The organism is Streptomyces sp. NPDC029044 (assembly GCF_040637495.1).
GTDB lineage: Bacteria > Actinomycetota > Actinomycetes > Streptomycetales > Streptomycetaceae > Streptomyces.
The window spans coordinates 1-20,843 of sequence record NZ_JBEZWN010000014.1; the positions used below are offsets into that span (position 1 = coordinate 1).

The 20,843-nt window shown below is 72.4% G+C and carries 21 protein-coding genes and 1 pseudogene; 17 read left to right on the top strand and 5 right to left on the bottom strand.

Annotated features, from left to right (window positions below; translation table 11 throughout):
- Positions 1-157 precede the first annotated feature (157 nt).
- On the top strand, positions 158-787 hold the full coding sequence (locus AB0E85_RS14655; protein ID WP_361926201.1) for a DUF6328 family protein: 630 nt from the start codon (positions 158-160) through the stop codon (positions 785-787).
- 135 nt (positions 788-922) lie between these two features.
- On the opposite strand, the gene AB0E85_RS14660 is transcribed toward AB0E85_RS14655, so the two are convergent.
- The gene (locus AB0E85_RS14660; protein WP_361926204.1) at positions 923-1,381 is read right to left on the bottom strand and encodes an ATP-binding protein; all 459 of its coding nucleotides are present in this window, start codon (positions 1,379-1,381) and stop codon (positions 923-925) included.
- Between the two features lie 213 nt (positions 1,382-1,594).
- Between AB0E85_RS14660 and AB0E85_RS14665 the strand changes: the two genes are divergently transcribed.
- Together AB0E85_RS14665 and AB0E85_RS14670 are read left to right on the top strand one after the other, a co-directional pair.
- Positions 1,595-2,455: a helix-turn-helix transcriptional regulator gene (locus AB0E85_RS14665; protein ID WP_361926207.1), complete on the top strand. Its 861-nt coding sequence runs from the start codon at positions 1,595-1,597 to the stop codon at positions 2,453-2,455.
- Between the two features lie 9 nt (positions 2,456-2,464).
- Positions 2,465-2,695: a DUF397 domain-containing protein gene (locus tag AB0E85_RS14670; protein WP_361926209.1), complete on the top strand. Its 231-nt coding sequence runs from the start codon at positions 2,465-2,467 to the stop codon at positions 2,693-2,695.
- Positions 2,696-2,746: 51 nt separating this feature from the next.
- Here AB0E85_RS14670 and AB0E85_RS14675 read toward each other — a convergent pair whose 3' ends face one another.
- The gene (locus tag AB0E85_RS14675) at positions 2,747-3,874 is read right to left on the bottom strand and encodes an 8-amino-7-oxononanoate synthase (protein ID WP_361926212.1); all 1,128 of its coding nucleotides are present in this window, start codon (positions 3,872-3,874) and stop codon (positions 2,747-2,749) included.
- A gap of 150 nt (positions 3,875-4,024) precedes the next feature.
- Between AB0E85_RS14675 and bioB the strand changes: the two genes are divergently transcribed.
- The 6 genes from bioB (at position 4,025) to AB0E85_RS14705 (ending at position 9,859) form a co-directional block, all read left to right on the top strand.
- A complete protein-coding gene (gene bioB, locus AB0E85_RS14680; protein WP_361926215.1) occupies positions 4,025-5,194 on the top strand; it encodes a biotin synthase BioB in 1,170 nt (389 codons plus the stop codon).
- Entirely contained in the window at positions 5,187-6,467 is a 1,281-nt protein-coding gene (locus AB0E85_RS14685) for an adenosylmethionine--8-amino-7-oxononanoate transaminase (RefSeq protein WP_361926218.1), read from the top strand. The genes bioB and AB0E85_RS14685 overlap by 8 nt, the downstream gene beginning before the upstream one ends.
- A gap of 1 nt (position 6,468) precedes the next feature.
- Positions 6,469-7,194 carry a dethiobiotin synthase gene (bioD, locus tag AB0E85_RS14690; protein ID WP_361926221.1) on the top strand — a complete coding sequence of 242 codons (726 nt, stop codon included), beginning with the start codon at positions 6,469-6,471 and terminating at the stop codon, positions 7,192-7,194.
- Positions 7,195-7,254: 60 nt separating this feature from the next.
- On the top strand, positions 7,255-8,178 hold the full coding sequence (gene bla, locus AB0E85_RS14695; RefSeq protein ID WP_361926224.1) for a class A beta-lactamase: 924 nt from the start codon (positions 7,255-7,257) through the stop codon (positions 8,176-8,178).
- A 1-nt stretch (position 8,179) separates the two neighbouring features.
- Complete coding sequence (locus AB0E85_RS14700) at positions 8,180-9,115, top strand: endonuclease/exonuclease/phosphatase family protein (protein ID WP_361926227.1); 936 nt, start codon at positions 8,180-8,182, stop codon at positions 9,113-9,115.
- Between the two features lie 69 nt (positions 9,116-9,184).
- Positions 9,185-9,859 (top strand): class I SAM-dependent methyltransferase, encoded by a 675-nt coding sequence (locus AB0E85_RS14705; protein ID WP_361926230.1) that lies wholly within the window; start codon positions 9,185-9,187, stop codon positions 9,857-9,859.
- Between the two features lie 4 nt (positions 9,860-9,863).
- Here the strand turns inward: AB0E85_RS14705 and AB0E85_RS14710 are convergent.
- Positions 9,864-10,219, bottom strand: a pseudogene (locus AB0E85_RS14710) (fic family toxin-antitoxin system, toxin component); the annotation flags it as partial.
- A 130-nt stretch (positions 10,220-10,349) separates the two neighbouring features.
- On the opposite strand from AB0E85_RS14710, the gene AB0E85_RS14715 reads away from it, so the two are divergent.
- The 8 genes from AB0E85_RS14715 (at position 10,350) to mug (ending at position 19,792) form a co-directional block, all read left to right on the top strand.
- Positions 10,350-11,171 carry an ABC transporter ATP-binding protein gene (locus AB0E85_RS14715; RefSeq protein WP_361926234.1) on the top strand — a complete coding sequence of 274 codons (822 nt, stop codon included), beginning with the start codon at positions 10,350-10,352 and terminating at the stop codon, positions 11,169-11,171.
- A 4-nt stretch (positions 11,172-11,175) separates the two neighbouring features.
- A complete protein-coding gene (locus tag AB0E85_RS14720) occupies positions 11,176-13,743 on the top strand; it encodes an FtsX-like permease family protein (protein WP_361926237.1) in 2,568 nt (855 codons plus the stop codon).
- Positions 13,744-13,798: 55 nt separating this feature from the next.
- Complete coding sequence (locus AB0E85_RS14725; protein WP_361926240.1) at positions 13,799-14,224, top strand: GNAT family N-acetyltransferase; 426 nt, start codon at positions 13,799-13,801, stop codon at positions 14,222-14,224.
- A 175-nt stretch (positions 14,225-14,399) separates the two neighbouring features.
- Positions 14,400-15,740 (top strand): hemolysin family protein, encoded by a 1,341-nt coding sequence (locus AB0E85_RS14730; RefSeq protein WP_361926243.1) that lies wholly within the window; start codon positions 14,400-14,402, stop codon positions 15,738-15,740.
- Positions 15,737-16,750 carry a hemolysin family protein gene (locus AB0E85_RS14735; protein WP_361926245.1) on the top strand — a complete coding sequence of 338 codons (1,014 nt, stop codon included), beginning with the start codon at positions 15,737-15,739 and terminating at the stop codon, positions 16,748-16,750. Before AB0E85_RS14730 ends, AB0E85_RS14735 begins: the two co-directional genes overlap by 4 nt.
- Before the next feature lie 62 nt (positions 16,751-16,812).
- On the top strand, positions 16,813-17,592 hold the full coding sequence (locus AB0E85_RS14740; protein WP_361926248.1) for an SGNH/GDSL hydrolase family protein: 780 nt from the start codon (positions 16,813-16,815) through the stop codon (positions 17,590-17,592).
- A gap of 198 nt (positions 17,593-17,790) precedes the next feature.
- Entirely contained in the window at positions 17,791-19,233 is a 1,443-nt protein-coding gene (gene purB, locus AB0E85_RS14745) for an adenylosuccinate lyase (protein WP_361926251.1), read from the top strand.
- Positions 19,234-19,246: 13 nt separating this feature from the next.
- Positions 19,247-19,792, top strand: coding sequence for a G/U mismatch-specific DNA glycosylase (mug, locus tag AB0E85_RS14750; RefSeq protein WP_361926254.1), 546 nt, complete (start codon positions 19,247-19,249; stop codon positions 19,790-19,792).
- A 4-nt stretch (positions 19,793-19,796) separates the two neighbouring features.
- Here the strand turns inward: mug and AB0E85_RS14755 are convergent, their stop codons facing one another.
- Together AB0E85_RS14755 and AB0E85_RS14760 are read right to left on the bottom strand one after the other, a co-directional pair.
- A complete protein-coding gene (locus tag AB0E85_RS14755; protein WP_361926257.1) occupies positions 19,797-20,228 on the bottom strand; it encodes a hypothetical protein in 432 nt (143 codons plus the stop codon).
- Between the two features lie 145 nt (positions 20,229-20,373).
- A complete protein-coding gene (locus tag AB0E85_RS14760; protein WP_361926260.1) occupies positions 20,374-20,805 on the bottom strand; it encodes a VOC family protein in 432 nt (143 codons plus the stop codon).
- Positions 20,806-20,843 lie beyond the last annotated feature (38 nt).

The following is a 20,843-nucleotide window of genomic DNA, read 5'->3' on the forward strand; positions in this document are numbered from 1 at the left end:
GTGGCGTGGAAGAGGTACGTCTCCTGCGAGACGACTGCGATGCCCTGGCGCAGCGAGTCGAGCGCGTACTCGGTCGTGGGGCGTCCGTCCAGGGTCGTCCTGACGCGCCGCCGCACGCCGGAGCGTGACACGGGCTCACGTGGATACCCGTGACCCCATGGCCGAGCACCGTCCCTGCACCGCGCGCAACGAGACTCCGCTGCAACGCGCCGACCGCAACTTCGTGGAGCTGCTCCAGGAACTCCGCGTCACCCAGACGGGCGTGCAGATCCTCTTCGCCTTCCTGCTGTCGCTGGCCTTCACCTCGCGTTTCGAGGACCTCGACACGGTCCAGCGCGTCACGTACGTCATCACCCTGCTGCTGGCGGTCCTGGCAGCCGCGCTCTTCACCGCGCCGGCGGCGCTGCACCGCTCCCTCTTCCAGCAGGGCGCCAAACCCCGCATCGTGCAGGTCTCCTCGCGTCTGGCCACCACCGGCCTGTGCGTGCTGGTGTTCGCGTTCAGCGGTTCCGTGCTGCTGGTGGTCGACGTGACCACGGGCCGGGCCGGCGGTATCGCCGCGGGCGCCGCGACCTTCCTGGTCTGTGTCGGGCTGTGGGGGCTGCTCCCGCGGCTGGTGCGGCGGGCGGGGCTGCGCGAGGAGGCGGACGGAACCGGGGAGACCACCGAGGAGGAACCGGACCGGGACGCCTTGAAGGTCCCCGCGCCGCTGCGGCACACCGTCAGGCGGCCGTCAGGGCTTCGAGGGGCGGCAGCATACCGGGAGGCGTCGGCACGGCACCGGTGACGGCCTCGCACTCCGGCGGGTCCTGGGGCTCGGAGCGGGCGTCGCAGCCATGAGGGTGGCCCGGATGCAGGTCGCGCGGGCCGGGATGCGCGGAAGGCATCCCTGGGGAAGTCTCCCGGGTCCTGCCGGGAGCGGCTACGGCTCCTGCTGCACCGCGGTCGTCAGCGACTGCGCCGGGACGGCCCACGGGAGTTCGATCGAGATGGTCTTCCCACCCTCACGGGTGGGGCGGATGCGGAGTCTGCCGCCGCATTCCGCGGTCAACCAGCGGATGATGACCAGGCCGCGGCCGTTGTCCTGCTGAACGGCGGCGGGCAGGCGTCTGGGGAAGCGCGGATGGCTGTCCGTGACACCGATGCGCAGGTGCTCGTGGCGGTCGAGCTCGACGTCCACGGTGAACGTGGGTGACTGGCCGAAGGTGTGCTGCACGGCGTTGGTGGCGAGTTCGGAGATGATGAGCCGGACGGTGTCGGACACTTCCGTGTCCGCCGGCAGGCCCCACTCCGCCAGCGTGCCCACCACGTAGGCACGCGCTGCGGAGACCGAGGCTGGATCGCTCGGCAGAGTGACGGATGCTTCCAAATGGTCTGCCATGGCGACGTCGTCCCTTTCCCAACGGGACCACAGCCCGACACGGAGCGGATGGTTCGAGTACGGTCCCGGACTGGTGCTTCGTCGCCAGAGTGCCACCAGAACCCCCGCGAAGGGCGGCGATCCACCAAGATATGCATATATCTGTCGCTCAAAGCGGTGAACTCTGCGACGCGAGACCGTATTTGGGTGGCTCGGAAGGAGTAAGGAGGAGCCATGCAGCACGGTCCCGCGGTGCGCCGCCGGAAGCTGGGCGCCGAACTGCGTGCGCTGCGCACCTCGGCGGGGCTCACGAGCGGTGAGGCGGCCCGGCTGGTGGGCTGGCACCAGTCCAAGGTCAGCCGGATCGAGACGGGCACGAGCGGGGTGAAACCGGCCGACGTGCGGTTACTTCTCGATGCCTACGACGTGGCGGACTCCCAACTCCGCGAACTGCTGATGGCGTTGGCGGGTGCCGACGACAACGGCGGCCGGCACCACTGGTGGCACGCCTACCGCGGGGTGCTGCCGCCGACGTACCGGGACTTCATCAGCCTGGAGTCCCAGGCAGGCGCGATGCGCACGCTGGAGACCACGGTCGTACCGGGCCTGCTCCAGACGCCCGAGTACGCGCGTGCGGTGACGCGCGCGGCGGTGGAGGGTCTCCCGGAGGACCGGCTCGACACGCTCGTCGAAGTGCGGCTGGCCCGGCAGGACGTGCTGCGCGCCGACCCTCCGCTGAGACTCAGCGCCGTCCTGGACGAGGCCGTACTGCGCCGGGAGGTGGGCGGGCCCGGGGTGATGGCCCGCCAGCTGGAGCGGCTGGTGGAAGCCGCCCGGCTGCCCCAAGTGCGCCTCCAGGTCCTGCCGTTCGCCGCCGGGGCGCACATCGGCGTCACGGGACCTTTCGTTATCTTCTCATTTTCGAGCACTTCTGATCTGGACGTGGTTGTTCTCGACCACTTGACGAGTAGCCTCTACCTCGAACGGAAAGAAGACCTCCAGGCCTACACGGAGGCCTTCAACGCCCTTCAGATCCACGCCCTTTCGCCCGAGGACTCGTTGGATTTCATCGCCGGGACAGCCGCCGGCGCGTAAGGAGGCACCATGCGTGCACTGCCTCGTCATGTCCCCTCAAGCACCGAACTGCACGGCGTGCGGTGGCTGCGCAGCAGCTACAGCACCGGCGCGAACAACTGCGTCGAGACCGCGTGTCCGGACGCCCCGCCCTGGGCCGGACTGCTCGCCGTACGCGACTCCAAGACCCCGTCCGGACCCGCGCTGCTCTTCTCCCCGGGGAGCTGGGCAGCGTTCGCGGCCGGGGTGGAGCGCATGTAACCCCGTCCGTTCAGACCGTCATCGAGCGACGCACGGCCGTGTCACGCCGACTCATGGCCGCGTCTCGCCGATCAGCCGTACAGCGCGTTCGATCTGCCGGCCGGTCAGGTCTGCGCGGGCGGTCAGCCTGAGCCGTGAGATGCCGTCGGGCACGGAGGGAGGACGGAAGCACCCCACGGCCAGGCCCGCCGCGCGGCACCGTGCCGCCCAGTCCACGGCGTCCTCGGGAGAGGGCGCGCGCACCGAGACCACCGCGGCGTCCGGACGCACCGCTTCCAGACCCGCGGCGGTCAGGCGTGCGTGCAGTTCGCCCGCCACCGCGCGGGCCCGTGCCGCCCGTTCCGGTTCGCGGCGAAGCAACCGGAGGGCCGCCAGGGCCGCCCCCGCCGCCGCCGGGGCGAGGCCCGTGTCGAAGATGAACGTCCGGGCCGCATTGACCAGGTGGTCGACGACCCGGGCGGGGCCGAGGACGGCTCCGCCCTGGCTGCCCAGTGACTTGGACAGCGTGACCGTCGCGACGACGTCGTCGGCGCCCGCGATCCCCGCCGCGTGCGGGGCGCCGCGACCGCCGTCGCCGAGAACGCCCAGGCCGTGAGCGTCGTCGACGACCAGCCCGGCGCCGTGCTCCCGGCAGGCCTCGGCCAGGGCGGTGAGGGGGGCCGCGTCGCCGTCCACCGAGAAGACCGTGTCGGAGACCGTGATCGCCGTGCCCTGGTGGCCGGCCAGCGCCTTGCGCACGGCGTCCGGCTCGGCGTGCTCCACCACCTGGGTGGTGCCGCGGGCCAGTCGGCAGCCGTCGATGAGCGAGGCGTGGTTGCCCGCGTCGGAGACGATCAGGGAGCCGTGCGGGGCCAGCGCGGTGACCGCGGCGAGGTTGGCGGCGTAGCCGGAGGAGAAGACGAGGGCCGCCTCGAAGCCGCAGAAACCGGCCAGTTCCCGTTCGAGTTCGCTGTGCAGTTCGGTGGTGCCGGTGACGAGCCGGGAGCCCGTCGAGCCGCCGCCCCAGGTCCGCGCGGCCCGGGCCGCGCCCTCGGTGATCTCGGGATGGCGGGCCAGCCCGAGGTAGTCGTTGCTCGCCAGGTCGAGGAGCGGGGAGTCGGCCGGACGGGGGCGCAGAGTCCGTACGAGTCCGGCGCGGGCGCGCAGCTCCGCCTGCTCGTCGATCCAGCCGAACGCCATGGGTGGTCCTCCGGGGAATTTGTAGGCAGTGCACAGACACTAGCGGGACGACCAGCAGGTCAGTGTGTGGCAATACCCACACCTCGAAGCGACTCTCTTGTGCGAAGTCTCCTTGGCCCCGGACGCCTCCTTAGGACAGGATCGGCTTCCATGGACCTGCTGAACACGCTGGTGGACAAGGGGCTTCGGCGCGAGCTGCCGACCCGCGAAGAGGCACTGGCCGTCCTCGCGACGTCCGACGACGACCTGCTCGATGTGGTGGCCGCGGCCGGAAAGGTGCGCCGGCACTGGTTCGGCCGGCGGGTGAAACTGAACTATCTGGTCAATCTCAAGTCCGGCCTGTGCCCCGAGGACTGCTCGTACTGTTCGCAGCGGCTCGGCTCGACGGCCGGGATCCTGAAGTACACCTGGCTGAAGCCCGGCCAGGCGTCCGACGCGGCGGCGGCCGGTGTGGCCGGAGGGGCCAAGCGGGTGTGCCTGGTGGCCAGCGGACGCGGCCCGACCGACCGGGACGTGGACCGGGTCTCCGAGACGATCAAGGCGATCAAGGACAACAACGAGGGCGTCGAGGTGTGCGCCTGCCTCGGACTCCTCTCCGAGGGCCAGGCGGAGCGGCTGCGCGAGGCCGGCGCCGACGCCTACAACCACAACCTCAACACGTCCGAGGCGACGTACGGGGAGATCACCACCACGCACACCTACGAGGACCGCGTCGACACCGTGCAGAAGGCGCACGCGGCCGGTCTGTCCGCCTGCTCCGGGCTGATCGCCGGTATGGGCGAGACCGACGAGGACCTGGTCGACGTCGTCTTCTCGCTGCGTGAGCTGGACCCGGACTCGGTTCCGGTCAACTTCCTGATCCCGTTCGAGGGCACTCCGCTCGGCAAGGAGTGGAACCTGACCCCTCAGCGGTGCCTCAGGATCCTCGCGATGACGCGGTTCGTCTGCCCGGACGTCGAGGTGCGGATCGCCGGCGGGCGCGAGGTCCATCTGCGCACGATGCAGCCGCTCGCCCTGCACCTGGCCAACTCGATCTTCCTCGGCGACTACCTCACCAGCGAAGGCCAGGCCGGCAAGGCCGACCTGGAGATGATCGCGGACGCCGGGTTCGAGGTGGAGGGCACCGACCAGGTGACGCTGCCGGAGCACCGGGCGTCCGGGGGCTGCGGCGAGGGCGGCGGGTGCGGCTCGCAGGAGAGCGGCGGCGGGGTCTGTGGTTCCGCCGGGACGGCGGCTCCTCCCCGGGCCGACGAAGCACGGACCGACCTGGTCGCCGTGCGCCGCCGGGGCGCCGGGACGGACCTCGCTCCCAATGCCTGAGCCGGCCGTGGCCGAGCTGCTGGAGCTCGACCGGCGGCACGTGTGGCATCCGTACGGACCGATGCCCGGGCGGCAGGAACCGCTCGTCGTGGAGTCGGCGAGCGGGGTGCGGCTGCGGCTCGCCGACGGCTCGGGAGAGCTGGTCGACGGGATGTCGTCCTGGTGGTCGGCGATCCACGGCTACAACCACCCGGTGCTCAACGAGGCCGCCCGCGAGCAGCTCGGGCGGATGAGCCATGTGATGTTCGGCGGGCTCACCCACGAGCCCGCCGTACGGCTGGCGAAGCTCCTTGTCGACATGTCGCCCGAGGGCCTGGAGCACGTCTTCCTCGCCGACTCGGGGTCGGTGTCGGTCGAGGTCGCGGTCAAGATGTGCCTCCAGTACTGGCGTTCGCTGGGCCGCCCCGGCAAGCAGCGGCTGCTGACCTGGCGCGGCGGCTACCACGGCGACACCTGGCAGCCCATGTCGGTGTGCGATCCCGAGGGCGGGATGCACGAGCTGTGGACCGGGGTGCTCCAGCGTCAGGTGTTCGCCGGCCCGCCCCCGGCGGAGTACGACGAGGCGTACGCAGAGCAGTTGCGGTCGCTGATCGAGCGGCACGCGGGCGAACTGGCGGCGGTGATCGTCGAGCCGGTGGTGCAGGGCGCGGGCGGAATGCGGTTCCACTCCCCCGCCTATCTGCGGGTGCTGCGCGAGGCGTGCGACGCGCATGACGTGCTGTTGGTGTTCGACGAGATCGCGACCGGATTCGGCCGTACGGGCGCGATGTTCGCCGCGGAGCACGCCGCCGTGACGCCGGACGTGATGTGCGTGGGCAAGGCGCTGACCGGCGGCTACATGACCATGGCGGCAACGCTGTGCACCACGCGGGTGGCCGACGGCATCTCGCGCGGCGAGGTGCCGGTGCTCGCCCACGGCCCGACGTTCATGGGCAATCCGCTGGCGGCGGCGGTGGCCTGCGCCTCGATCGAGCTGTTGCGCGGGCAGGACTGGCTCGCGGAGGTCGAGCGGATCGAGACGGGCCTGCGGGCCGGGCTCTCGGCGGCGTCGGAGCTGCCGGGGGTGAAGGACGTGCGGGTGCTCGGCGCCATCGGGGTGGTGCAGCTGGACCACGCCGTGGACATGGCGGCGGCGACGGCGGCGGCCGTGCGCGAGGGCGTGTGGCTGCGGCCGTTCCGCGACCTGATCTACACCATGCCGCCGTACGTCACGGGCGAGGCGGACCTGGCGCGGATCGCGCGGGCCGTGTGCGCGGCGGCGCGGGAGGGATGACATGCCGGTACTGGTGATCACGGGCACGGGCACGGAGGTCGGCAAGACGGTCCTGACCGCCGCCGTCGCCGCGACGGCGCTGGCCGCCGGCCGTTCGGTGGCCGTGCTGAAGGCCGCGCAGACGGGTGTGGGGCCCGACGAGCCCGGGGACGCCGCCGAGGTGGCGCGCCTCGCGGGCCCGGTGACGTCTGCGGAACTGGCCCGGTATCCCGAGCCGTTGGCGCCGGCCACGGCAGCGCGCCGGGCGGGGCGGACCCCGGTCCATCCGCACGAGGTCGCGGAGGCCGCCGCGAAGCTGGCCACCGAGCACGACCTGGTGCTGGTCGAAGGAGCCGGCGGGCTGCTCGTCCGGTTCGACGCGGCCGGCGGCACCCTCGCGGACGCGGCACGGCTGCTGTCGGCGCCGGTGCTGGTCGTGGCCCCCGCGGGGCTCGGCACCCTGAACACGACGGAGCTGACGGCGCGTGAACTGCGCTCCCGGGGGCTGGACCTGGCCGGGATCGTGATCGGGAGCTGGCCCGCGACCCCGGATCTCGCCGCCCGCTGCAATCTGGCGGACCTGCCGGACGTGGCCGGGGCCCCGCTGCTGGGCGCGGTCCCGGCCGGGTCGGGCGCCCTGGACCCGGCCGGCTTCCGGGCGGCCGCGCCGCACTGGCTGGCACCGCGTCTGGACGGCTCGTGGGACGCGGAGGCGTTCCGGGTGCGGGAGGCGCCCGGGGCGTTCTGAGGGTCCCGTGGGGAGGGCGGTGGAACCGGCGCGGACGCGATCGCGTGTTGAACCATGTACATGATCGCCTCCGAAGGGACCACCTTGCACGCGAACGGATTACGCCCGTCCCGCCGCACGGCTCTCGCGCTCGGCACGGCCGCCGCCCTCTCACTGGGCGGTGGCACGGCCCGGGCGTCGACCGGCACCGCCGGTGTCACCGCGCGACTGCGGGAACTGGAGCAGGAGCACACCGCCCGGCTGGGTGTGTACGCCCGCAACATGCGCACCGGCCGGACGGTGGCCTACCGGGCCGACGAGCGCTTCCCGATGGCCTCGGTGTTCAAGACCCTCGCGGCCGCGGCGGTGCTGCGCGACCTCGACCGCGACGGCGAGTTCCTGGCCCGGCGCATCCACTACACCGAGGCATACGTCAAGGCGTCGGAATTCTCCCCCGTCACCGAGAAGCACGTGGCGACCGGCATGACGGTGGAGGAGCTGTGCGACGCCACCATCCGCTTCAGCGACAACACCGCGGGCAACCTGCTGCTGAGGGAGCTGGGCGGACCGACCGCGATCACCCGCTTCGCCCGCTCGACCGGTGACCGCGTCACCCGGCTCGACCGCTGGGAGCCCAAGCTCAACTCAAGCGAGCCGTGGCGCGTCACCGACACGACCTCCCCACGCGCCATCGGCCTGACCTACGCCCGGCTGGTGCTCGGCGACGCGCTTGAACCACGGGACAGGGCCCGGCTCACGGACTGGCTGCTGCGCAACACCACGAGCCTGGAGAGGTTCCGCAAGGGACTGCCGGCCGACTGGCTGCTCGCCGACAAGACGGGGGGCGGGCGGTACGGCAGCAACAACGACGTGGGCATCACCTGGCCGCCGGACGGCCCGCCGATCGTGATGTCGGTGCTGACCACGCAGCCGGAGGAGGACGCCGAGGGCGACAACCCGCTGGTGGCCCGGACGGCCGCGCTGCTGGCGGCGGAACTCGCCTAGCGTGACCGGCCACGGCAGGTCGTCGTGGGGCCCCTGGCTGGTGGCCGGCGCCCTCGGGGTCGCCGCTCTGCTCGCCCTGCACTCCGCCGTGCCCAACCGGGTCGGGCGGCTGGGGAGCCTGTTGGAGACGTTCCTGCCGTGGCTGGGGGCGGCCGTGCCCGTAATCGGCTGCCTCGCCCTGCTCGGGCGGTCGCGAGCGGGGCTGCTCGCCTGCCTGGCGCCCCTGGCCGTGTGGCTCTGGATGTTCGGCGGGATGTGGTGGTCCTCGGCCGGCGGCCCGTCCGACCTGACGGTCGTCCAGCACAACGTGGCCGACGACAACACCGATCCCTCCGGCACCGCCCGGGCCCTGCGTGCGAGCCGTGCGGGGCTGGTGGCCGTGCAGGAGCTCACGCCCACGGCACGGCCCGTGTACGAGGACGTCCTGGGCGCCTCCCACCCGCATCGGGCCGTTCACGGCACGGTCGGGCTCTGGTCGGCGTATCCGCTGTCGGACGTGCGGCCCGTGGACATCCGGCCCGAAGGCTTCCCGGAGGGCTGGCGGCGGGCTCTGCGGGCCACGGTGTCCGCACCCGGCGGCAAGGTCGCGGTGTACGTGGTCCATCTGCCGTCGGTGCGCCTGGGCCCGGCGGGGCTCGCCTCGGCGGCCCGTGACGAGAGCGCGGCCCTGCTCGGGGACCGGATCGGCGCCGACCCGGCCGGCCGGCTGCTGGTGGTGGGCGACCTCAACGGCACGGTGCTGGACCGCGGTCTCGCCCCGCTCACCTCCCGGCTGCACGCTCCGCCCACGGGGTTCGCGTTCAGCTGGCCGGCCGGCCTGCCGGTGGCGAGGATCGACCAGGTGCTGGGGCGAGGTGCCGAGGTGGCGGAGGTGTCGGCACTGGGGGCGACCGGCAGCGACCACCTTCCGGTGCTGGGCCGCGTACTCCTGCGGTAGACGGCAGGGGTGCGCGGGGCCCGGCGCGGGGAGAATCGGGGTGAGGCCGGCCTCGCAAGGAGGTTATCGATGCCACTCCGCTCCGGCAGGGTTCCCCGGGACGCCGTGCACCATCCGTTGTTCGCCCGCTGCTACGCCCGGGCCAGTGTGGCCGCCGAGACCCGGATGGGCGTGGGCCGGATCCGCGGGAGACTCCTCGGCGGGCTGTCCGGGCGGGTGATCGAGATCGGCGCGGGCAACGGGCTGAACTTCGCGCACTACCCGGGCACCGTCGCGGAGGTCGTCGCCATCGAACCCGAGCGGCGGCTGCGGCATCTGGCCGTGGAGGCCGCGCTGCGCGCCGAGGTGCCGGTGGACGTCGTGCCGGGTGCGGCCGAGGCGCTGCCGGTCAAGAGCGAGGGCTTCGACGCGGCGGTGGTGTCGCTGGTGCTGTGCAGTGTGCGGGACGTGCCCCGGGCGCTCGGGGAACTGCGGCGGGTGCTGAGGCCGGGCGGCGAGGTGCGGTTCTTCGAGCACGGCCGGGGCGGCGGCCGTGCGATGTGCTTCACGCAGCACGCGCTGGACCGGACGGTGTGGCCGGTGCTGAGCGGGGGCTGCCATGTGGCGCGGGAGCCGGTCAGGGCGCTGCGGGACGCCGGGTTCGAACTCGGCCCCTACCGGCGGGTGCTCATGCCCGAACAGGGGCCGACGCTGCCCACCTCGTACTGCGTGCTCGGCACGGCGTGGCGCCCTGTGGAGGGGTGAGTGACAGGCTCCACCGGCGCAGTTCCCGCTCGACGTCCCGGACGGACGCCTCGCCGCTCTTGACCGGCCGGGCGAGGTCGCGGACCTGCTCGGACGAGGCGCCGACCTGCTCGGACGAGGTGCCGGCCTTGACACCGTCGGCGACGAGGCACGCGTAGGCGACGGCGGAGGCGAACAGGGCGTCGGAGCGTCCAGCGCGGGAACGTGCAGCAGGATCTGGAGCAGGGCGGCTGCGCGGGCGTACGGGCTGTCGCGGACGGGGACGTCGAACACGGCGGTCTGGTGGCGGGCGACGGCTGCGACGAGGGCTCCCCCGTCGGCGACCTGGGGGTCCACGGGGGGCTTCTGCTCGGCGAGCATCAGCAGCCAGCCCGGGTGCCGATACCGGCAAGGGTGAGTCCGACCCACGGAGGATACCGAGTGTGGGCCGGGTCACATTACCCTCGGTCAGAGCCAGGAAATCCTGACGTCCACCCGACAGGAGGCGGCCTTGTCCACACCCGCTGCGGAGCACGCTCCCGGCCTCGCGCCGGCCGACGGGATCGCGGCCCGGGCCCGCGGTCTGACCAAGGCGTACGGCTCGGGCGAGACGGCCGTGCTCGCGCTCGACTCGGTGGACGTGGACGTCGTCCGGGGCCGGTTCACCGCCGTGATGGGCCCCTCGGGTTCCGGGAAGTCCACGCTGATGCACTGTCTGGCCGGGCTGGACACCGTCTCGGCCGGTCAGGTGTGGCTCGGCGACACGGAGATCACGGGGCTGCGGGAGCGCGAGCTGACGCGGCTGCGCCGCGACCGGATCGGGTTCATGTTCCAGTCGTTCAATCTCATCCCGACCCTCGACGCCCGGGAGAACATCACCCTGCCCATGGACATCGCGGGCCGGAAACCCGACGAGGCGTGGCTGAGCCGGGTGATCGACACCCTGGGCCTGCGGGACCGGCTCGGGCACCGGCCCTCGCAGCTCTCCGGCGGGCAGCAGCAACGTGTGGCCTGCGCGCGGGCGCTGGCCTTCCGGCCCGAGCTGATCTTCGCGGACGAGCCGACCGGCAACCTCGACTCGCGCGCAGGCCTGGAGGTGCTCGGCTTCCTGCGCGAGGCGGTGGACCAGCTCGGGCAGACCGTCGTCATGGTCACCCACGACCCGGGGGCGGCCGCCCACTCGGACCTGGTGCTCTTCCTCGGGGACGGCCGGATCGTCGACGAGATGCGGCGCCCCTCGGCGGAGGCGGTACTGGAGCGGATGAAGAGGTTCGACGTGATCCGCACCCGCTACGAGGACGCCGGCGCCCCGGCCTCCTCCGAGGAGAGCTGAGCCCGTGCTCAAGGCGACCCTGCGGAGCTTCCTGGCGCACAAGGGGCGGCTGCTGCTCTCCGCGCTCGCCGTCCTGCTGTCCGTCGCGTTCGTCACGGGGAGCCTGATCTTCTCGGACACCGTCAGCCGCACCTTCGACCGGCTGTTCGCCTCCACCGCGGCCGATGTCACGGTCAGCCCGAAGGAGGATCTCGACGAGGCGGTGCCCTCCGGACGGACGGCCACCCTGCCGGCCGCGCTCGCCGAGCGCGTACGGCAGATCGACGGCGTCGCGGCGGCCCGCGCCGACGTGGAGGTGAACGGCCTCACCGTCGTCGACGAGGCCAACGAGCCGGTCGGCCCGACCACCGGGGCGCCGACGCTCGGCAACGCCTGGAACCCGAACGAGCGCAGCCCCGTGAAACTGACCTCGGGCCACGCACCGCGCGGTCCCGCCGAGGCACTGCTCGACTCCGAGACCGCCGGCCGCAAGAACGTGCGCATCGGTGACACCCTCACGGTCATCGCGCCTCCCGGGTCGTTCCAGGTACGGGTGGTCGGCATCGTCACCTTCACGACCACGAACCCCGGCTCGGCGCTGATCTACTTCGACACACCCACCGCGCAGACGAAGCTGCTGGGCCGGCCGGGGACGGCCACCGCCATCGCGGTCGACGCGGCGGAGGGCGTCGGCGACGACCTGCTCAAACAGCGCGTGGCCGACGCGCTCGGCCCGCACACCTACGACTTCAGGACGGCCGGCGAGCAGGCCGAGTCGGACGTCGAGCAACTGGGCGGGTTCCTCGACGTGATCAAGTACGTGATGCTCGGCTTCGCCGGGATCGCCGTGCTGGTCGGCGTGTTCCTGATCGTCAACACCTTCTCCATGCTCATCGCCCAGCGCACCCGCGAGCTGGGCCTGCTGCGCGCGCTGGGCGCCGACCGGCGCCAGGTCCGCAACTCGGTGCTCACCGAGGCCCTGCTGCTCGGGCTGGTCGGCTCCACGCTGGGGCTCGCCGCGGGCATCGGGCTCGCGGCCGGGCTGATCGGGCTGATGGGCCTGCTGGGCATGAACATCGACGCCGACGAGATGGAGATCGGCTGGGTGACACCGGTGGCGGCCTACGTGGTCGGGCTCGGCGTCACCTTCATCGCCGCGTACCTCCCGGCGCGGCGGGCCGCGGGCGTGTCGCCGATGGCCGCGCTCTCGGACGCCGAGGTCGCCGGGGTGGGCCGGCCGCTGCGGGTGCGCGCGGTGGCGGGCGCCGTCGTCGGGGCGGCCGGCGCGGCGGCGCTCGCGGGCTGCGCGGCATCGCGGCAGACGTCGTCGGCGGCCTCCCTGCTGGGGCTCGGTGTGGTCCTCACCCTGATCGCGACCGTGATCGCCGGGCCGCTGCTGGTGCGCCCGGTGATCCGGGTGCTGGGCGGGGCCTTCCCGGCGCTCTTCGGGTCGATCGGACGGATGAGCCAGCGCAACGCCCTGCGCAATCCGCGCCGTACCGGGGCCACCGCCGCCGCCCTGATGGTGGGAATCGCCCTGGTGGGCGGGATGTCGGTGGCGAGCGAGTCGATGACCGCGTCGTTCGACCGGCAGATCGACAAGACGCTGGGCGCCGACTTCGTGATCCAGAACTCCAACTTCCAGCCGTTCCCGCCGGAGGTCACCGAGAAGGTGCGCGCCACCGAGGGCGTGGGCCTGGTGGTGCGCGGGCGGTTCACGCCCGTCGCGGTGCGGCTCCCGGACGGCGACCGGGTGGAGACCACGGCCGCGGGCTACGATCCGCGGCTCGACGAGGTCGCCAACATCACCTACGCGCAAGGGGACTCCGCGGCCGCACTCGCGAGCGGGCAGCTGGCCATGGACCGGGACTTCGCCCGCGACCACGGGGTGCGGGTCGGCAGCACCCTCCCCGTTCGGTTCCCGGCCGGACGCTCGGCCGAGCTGACGGTCGGAGCGCTCACCGACCAGGACTCCGCCGAGGGGTTCGGCACGCAGGGCGGGCTGTTCTTCGGCATGGGCACCCTGGAGCGGTACGCGCCGGGCGGGCAGGACTCCGCGCTGTACGTCAATGCCGCCCCGGGCACCCGCGACGGCGATCTGCGCGCGAACCTGGAGGAGACCCTGGAGCCGTACCCGCAGGTGCAGGTGCGGGACCTGGCCGACTACAAGCAGCTGGTCCAGGACCAGATCGCCGTCCTGCTGTACCTCGTGTACGCGCTGCTCGGGCTGGCGATCATCATCGCCGTGCTCGGCGTGGTCAACACCCTCGCGCTGTCGGTCGTCGAACGCACCCGGGAGATCGGCCTGTTGCGGGCGATCGGGCTGGCCCGGCGGCAGCTGCGGCGGATGATCCGGCTGGAGTCGGTGGTCATCGCGGTGTTCGGCGCGGTCCTGGGGCTGGTGCTGGGGCTGGTGTGGGGTGTGTGCACGCAGCAGGTGCTGGCGCTCCAGGGCATGACGGCGCTGGCGATCCCGTGGCTGACGATCGTGCTGGTGGTGGTCGGCTCGGCGGTGGTCGGGGTCGTGGCGGCGCTGCTGCCGGCGTTGCGCGCGTCGCGCATGAACGTCCTGGCGGCCATCGCGCACGAGTGAGGTCCGCATGGTGAAACGGTCTGACGTGGGCCGCTGCGCGTGCTGTGATCATGCGATGACCGACTTGCACATCCGGGCCGCGACGCCCGGGGACCTCGACGCCGTGCTGGCCTTCTGGAAGGTGGCCGCCGAGGGCACGAGCATCAGTGACGACCGCACCGGTGTGGAGCGGCTCGTCGCACGTGACCCCGAGGCGCTGATCCTGGCGGAGCGGCGCGGCGAACTGGCCGGCACGGTGATCGCCGGGTTCGACGGCTGGCGCTGCCATCTGTACCGGCTCGCCGTGCACCCGGATCACCGCCGCCGGGGCATCGCGACCGCACTGCTCGCCGCCGCCGAGGAGCGGTTCGTACGGCTCGGCGGACGCCGCGCGGACGCGATGGTGCTCACGCGCAACGAAACCGCGCACCGGACGTGGGATGCGGCCGGATACGGGGCAGAGGAGCAGTGGCGACGCTGGGTGAAGCCGCTCACCGAGTAGTCATGGCCGCTGTGCCGTGATCACAACACAGGCGGACTTTGCCCATCCTTTACTCTTGATGGGCCACTCGGTCCTGCATGAAAGGTTGTGAGCCTCCGCCCATGGGCGAGCCTCCCCGTGCGCGACACCGCGCGTCCCGCCCCGTCCTGGACAACCATGGAAGGGGGGTGAACCGATGACCGAAGTGCTCCTCCTCCTGGCGGCGATCGCGCTCTCGCTCGCCTGCGGCGCCTTCGTGGCGGCCGAGTTCTCCCTCACCACGGTCGAGCGCGCCGAGCTGGAGCGGGCCGTCGAGCGCGGCGAGCGCGGTGCGCAGGGGGCGCTGAAGGCCGTACGGAGTCTGACGTTCCAGCTCTCCGGCGCGCAGCTCGGGATCACCGTCACGAACCTGGTGGTCGGCATGCTCGCCGAGCCGTCGATCGCCGCCCTGATCGCCGGGCCCCTGGAAGGCCTCGGTGTCTCGGCCTCGGCGTCGCACAGCATCGCGCTGGTGATCGGCACCGCTTTGTCCACGGTGTTCCTGATGGTCGTCGGCGAGCTGGTGCCCAAGAACTGGGCGATCTCCTCGCCGCTGACCGTCGCCAAGACCGTGGGCAACGCCCAGCGCGGGTTCAGTGCCGCGTTCCGGCCGTTCATCACGCACCTCAACAACACGGCGAACCGGGTCGTGCGGCGGATCGGGGTGGAGCCCGCCGAGGAGCTCGCCTCGGCGCGCGGGCCGCAGGAGCTGGCGGCCCTCGCCCGGCACTCCGCGAAGGAGGGCGCCCTGGAGCCCGACACCGCCGAGCTGTTCGTGCGCACGCTGAACCTCGCCGATCTGACCGCGGAGAACGTGATGACGCCCCGGGTGCAGGTCGTCGCGCTGGAGGTGCAGGCCACGCTGGAGGACGTCGCGAACGCGACGCGGGCGACCGGCCTGTCCCGGTTCCCCGTCTATCGCGACACCCTCGACTCGGTCGTCGGAACGGCCCACGTCAAGGACGTGCTGGCGGTGCCGGCCGAGCGGCGGACCCGGATCTACGTCTCCGAGCTGATGCGGGAGCCGCTGCTGGTTCCCGAGACGCTCACCGTCGACCGGCTCCTGGACCGGCTCTCCGGCAAGCGCACGATGGCGGTCGTGATCGACGAGTACGGCGGCACGGCGGGCGTCGCCACGCTGGAGGACATCGTCGAGGAGGTCGTCGGCGAGGTCCGCGACGAGCACGACCCGCACGAGACCCCCGACCTGGCCGCGGCCGGCACCGACGAGAGCGGGCACCCCCTGTACTCGGCCGACGGCTCCGCGCGCGTGGACCACCTCGAACGGATCGGGCTGCGCGCGCCGGAGGGGCCCTACGAGACGCTCGCCGGGCTGGTGGCGACGGTGCTCGGGCGGATACCGGCCGTCGGTGACACCCTCGAGGTCGCCGGCTGGCACCTGGAGGTCCTGGACGCCACGGGGCGCCGGGCCGCCCGCGTCCGGCTGCGCGCCCCGCTCGACGACCACAAGCCCGACGAGAAGGGGGTGGAGCTGTGACCGCCGTCCAGCTGCTGATCGGACTGGCGACGCTCTTCGTCAACGCCTTCTTCGTCGGCGCCGAGTTCGCGCTGATCTCGGTGCGCCGCAGCCAGATCGAGCCGTACGCCGACCAGGGTGACCGGCGCGCGAAGAGCGTGCTGTGGGGCCTGGAGCACGTGTCCGCGCTGATGGCGGCCGCGCAGCTCGGCATCACACTGTGCACACTGGTGCTCGGCGTGGTGGCCGAGCCGGCGATCGCGCATCTGCTGGAGCCGGCGTTCCATGCGATGGGCGTGCCCGAGGGCGCGGGCCACGCGGTGTCCTTCGTGATCGCGCTGTCCCTCGCGACGTATCTGCACATGCTGCTCGGCGAGATGGTGCCGAAGAACATCGCGCTCGCCGAGCCGGTGCGCAGCGCGCTGGCGCTCGGACCGCCCCTGGTGGCGCTGTCCCGGGCGCTGCGCCCGGTGATCTTCACGGTGAACGCGTTCGCGAACACGCTGCTGAAGCTGCTGCGCGTGGAGGCGCGGGAGGAGGTGGCGGCCTCCTACTCGGACGCGGAGATAGCGCAGATCGTGAAGGACTCCAGCGAGGCGGGCCTGATCGACGACCGCGCCCAGGAGCGGCTGCGCGACGCGCTGGAGCTGGGCCGCCGTCCGGTGCGGGACGTGGTGCTGCCGCTGGAACGCGTGGAGTACGCGAGCGTGGGCGTCACCCCTGAGGAACTGGAGCGGCTGTCGGCCGATTCCGGGTTCTCCCGCTTCCCGGTGGTGGACGAGGGACGGCGGATCGTCGGTTACCTGCATGTGAAGGACGCCCTGGACGCCGCCGGGCGCAACACGCCGTTCCGCCTGCGGGACATGCGCCCCATCGCCCGGGTGCGGGAGCACACCCCGCTGGACGACGTCCTCACGGCGATGCGGGGCAGCCGAACGCACCTCGCGGCCGTCCTCGGGGCGGACGGGCGGCTGGCCGGGCTCGTCACCATGGAGGACGTGCTGCGGGAGCTGTTCGGTCAGAGGGCGTGAGGACCGGGTTCGCCGGACCGACCGACCGGGGGGTATGTGCACGGGATACCATTTCCGTCGCCATGCAGACGAACCCCACCTACAGCAGCCTGGTCGCCCTCGGCGACTCCTTCACCGAGGGCATGTCGGACCTGATGCCCGACGGCACCTACCGGGGCTGGGCCGACCTGCTCGCCGCCCGGATGGCGGCCCGGACGCCCGGCTTCCGGTACGCCAACCTCGCGGTGCGCGGCAAGCTGATCCAGCAGATCGTCGACGAGCAGGTCGACGTCGCGGCGGCCATGGGAGCCGACGTGATCACCCTGGTCGGCGGCCTCAACGACACGCTGCGGCCCAAGTGCGACATGGGCCGGGTCCGCGGGCTCCTCACGGAGGCCGTGGAGAAGCTGGCCCCTGCCTGCCGGCAGCTCGTCCTGATGCGCAGCCCGGCCCGCCAGGGACCCGTCCAGGCGCGGTTCCGGCCGCGCATGGAGGAGCTGTTCACCTGCGTCGACGAGCTGGCCGCCCGGCACGGCGCGCTCGTCGTCGACCTGTACGGCGCACCCTCCCTGAGCGACCCGCGGATGTGGGACGTGGACCGGCTGCATCTGACGGCCGAGGGCCACCGCCGGGTCGCGGAGGCGGTCTGGCAGACGCTGGGCCACGACGCGGAGGACGCCGAGTGGCACACGCCGATGCCGGCGACGCTGCCGCCGGGCTGGGTGGCGCGGCGCGTGACGGACGCGCGGTTCGCCCGGCAGCACCTGCTCCCGTGGATAGGCCGCCGCCTGACGGGCCGCTCCTCCGGCGACGGACGGCCCCCCAAGCGGCCGGAGCTGGCGCCCTACGAAGACCTGACGTAAGGCCTGTCGTTTGGATCAGGTCGCGGACGCGGGGCCTGGCACGCGCATCTGCGGCGTCGAGAGGCACGGTCGAGCCCCGCGACCTGATCCAGACGACAGGCCCTGGCCCAGGTTGGACGCGCCGGTCACACCGTCGTAGGTTCCGACAAAGACACCCGCGGCGCTGGCCTGCACGAATCGCCAGTAGAATCCGGTCACGTGACTTCCGCTCCCGCCAAGCCCCGCATTCCGAACGTCCTCGCCGGACGCTACGCCTCCGCCGAGCTCGCCACGCTCTGGTCGCCCGAGCAGAAGGTGAAGCTGGAGCGGCAGCTCTGGCTCGCCGTGCTGCGGGCTCAGAAGGACCTCGGGATCGAGGTGCCGGACGCGGCGCTCGCCGACTACGAGCGCGTCCTCGACACCGTCGACCTGGCCTCCATCGCCGAGCGCGAGAAGGTCACGCGGCACGACGTGAAGGCGCGGATCGAGGAGTTCAACGACCTCGCCGGGCACGAGCACGTGCACAAGGGCATGACCTCCCGCGACCTCACCGAGAACGTCGAGCAGCTCCAGATCCGCCTCTCGCTGGAGCTGATGCGCGACCGCACGGTCGCCGTCCTGGCCCGGCTCGGCAAGCTCGCCGGCGAGTACGGCGAGCTGGTCATGGCCGGCCGCTCGCACAACGTCGCCGCGCAGGCCACCACCCTCGGCAAGCGCTTCGCCACCGCCACCGACGAGCTGCTCGTCGCCCACGGCCGCATCGAGGAGCTGCTGAGCCGCTACCCGCTGCGCGGGATCAAGGGCCCGGTCGGCACCGCGCAGGACATGCTGGACCTGCTGGGCGGGGACGCCGGGAAGCTCGCGGACCTGGAGCAGCGGATCGCCGGACACCTCGGCTTCTCGCAGGCGTTCACCTCGGTCGGCCAGGTCTACCCGCGCTCGCTGGACTACGAGGTCGTCACCGCGCTGGTGCAGCTGGCGGCGGCTCCGTCGTCGCTGGCCAAGACGATCCGGCTGATGGCCGGGCACGAGCTGGTCACCGAGGGCTTCAAGCCCGGCCAGGTCGGCTCCTCCGCGATGCCGCACAAGATGAACACCCGCTCCTGCGAGCGCGTCAACGGCCTGATGGTGATCCTGCGCGGCTACGCCTCGATGACCGGCGAGCTGGCGGGCGACCAGTGGAACGAGGGCGACGTGTCCTGCTCGGTGGTGCGCCGGGTCGCGCTGCCGGACGCGTTCTTCGCGCTGGACGGTCTGCTGGAGACGTTCCTGACGGTGCTCGACGAGTTCGGGGCGTTCCCGGCGGTCGTCGCCCGCGAGCTGGACCGCTACCTGCCGTTCCTCGCCACCACGAAGGTGCTGATGGGCGCCGTGCGCGCGGGCGTGGGCCGGGAGCTCGCACACGAGGCGATCAAGGAGAACGCCGTCGCTTCCGCGCTCGCCATGCGCGAGCAGGGCGCCGAGCGCAACGAACTGCTCGACAAGCTGGCCGCCGACGCACGGATCCCGCTGGGCCGTGCCGAGCTGGACGCGCTGATGGCCGACAAGCTGTCCTTCACCGGCGCCGCGGGCGACCAGGTCGCCACCGTCGTCGCCCGGGTCGAGGAGATCGTCAAGCAGAACCCCCAGGCCGCGGGCTACACGCCCGGGGCGATCCTCTGACACGCCGCTCGTAATGGCGCGTTTCACGCCCGAGGAACTGGAGGCCGCCCGCGACCGCGTCGTGCCCGACGTGGTCGCGGAGGGTCTGCACGTCCTGTTCTGCGGCATCAACCCCGGTCTGATGACGGCCGCGACGGGCCACCACTTCGCCCGCCCGGGCAACCGCTTCTGGCCGGTGCTGCACCGGTCCGGGTTCACCCCGCGGCTGCTGAAGCCGTCCGAGCAGCAGGAGTTGCTGTCGTACGGGCTCGGCATCACCAACGTCGTGGCACGGGCCTCCGCGCGGGCCGACGAGCTGAGCGCCGAGGAGTACCGGGAGGGCGGGCGGCTGCTCGCGGCGAAGGTGGAGCGGCTGCGGCCGCGCTGGCTGGCCGTCGTGGGGGTGACCGCGTACCGGGTCGCGTTCGACGACCGCACGGCGCGGGTGGGGCCGCAGTCGCGGACGATCGGGGACACGCGCGTGTGGGTGCTGCCCAATCCGAGCGGGCTGAACGCGCACTGGACGGTCGACACCATGGCGGAGGAGTTCGGGCGGCTGCGGGAGGCCGCCGGGGACTGATCCGCTACGGCGGGTCCGTCTCCGTGACCAGGGCCAGCAGCCGGACCTCCCGCGAGGCGTCCCGGTCCGCGACCGCCACGGCGACCCAGCGGCCCGTGCCCTCCACCTCCCACAGGTGGGCGACGCCCGCGCACGCGCTCAACTCGGCCCACGGCCGGGGTATCTCCTCGCGCCCGGTGCGCAGCAGGACGGTCTGAAGGTTGTAGGGGTCCGTGTCGCCCCAGCGGGAGGCGAGGAGCTCGTAGAGCGCGTCGCGGTCCTTCTCGTACTGGTCGATCGTCACCGCCCGGGCCGCCGGGTCGGTGTCCGTCGCGGCCTCTAACACCGCGACGTGGTGCCCCGGTCCCGAGAAGCCGACGTCCGACGGGCCGTGCTCCGCCGGAAAGGGGCGGTAGCACAGCTCGTCGATGAGGGCGATGTGCTGTGCGATGTTCATGGGTCCAGTAAACCCGCCCGCACTGACACTTGGCGGGGCATCATCCGGGGGTCCGGCAGGAACGGACCAGGGAACCGGTGTTGCTGTCGGAAGTTTTGACAGCGTGTGATTCAGGCGCCCTCCCCGAGCGCGTTGTCCGACGCGGTCAGACGGCGAAGACCTGGTCGTCATCGGCGAAGGCCTTGAACTCCAGGGCGTTGCCTGCCGGGTCGAGGAGGAACATCGTCCACTGTTCTCCGGCCTGGCCTTCGAAGCGCACGTAGGGCTGGATGACGAACTCGATGTCCGCGGCGCGCAGCCGGTCGGCGAGCTTGTGGAACTCGGGGATCGCGAGGATCAGGCCGAAGTGCGGTACGGGGACGTCGTGGCCGTCGACCGGGTTGTGGATCTGCTCGGCACGGGCCGGGGCGAGGTGGGTGACGAACTGGTGGCCCTGCAGATTCCAGTCGACCCAGGTGCCGGCGCTGCGACCCTGCTCCAAGCCGAGGACCTCGCCGTAGAAGTGCCGGGCGGCGGCCATGTCGTCGACGGGCACGGCCAGGTGGAAACGCGGGATCGGGGAGTTGAGAACGCTCATGGGAACGTGGTGCCTTTCCGGCTCGATGAATGTGGGTG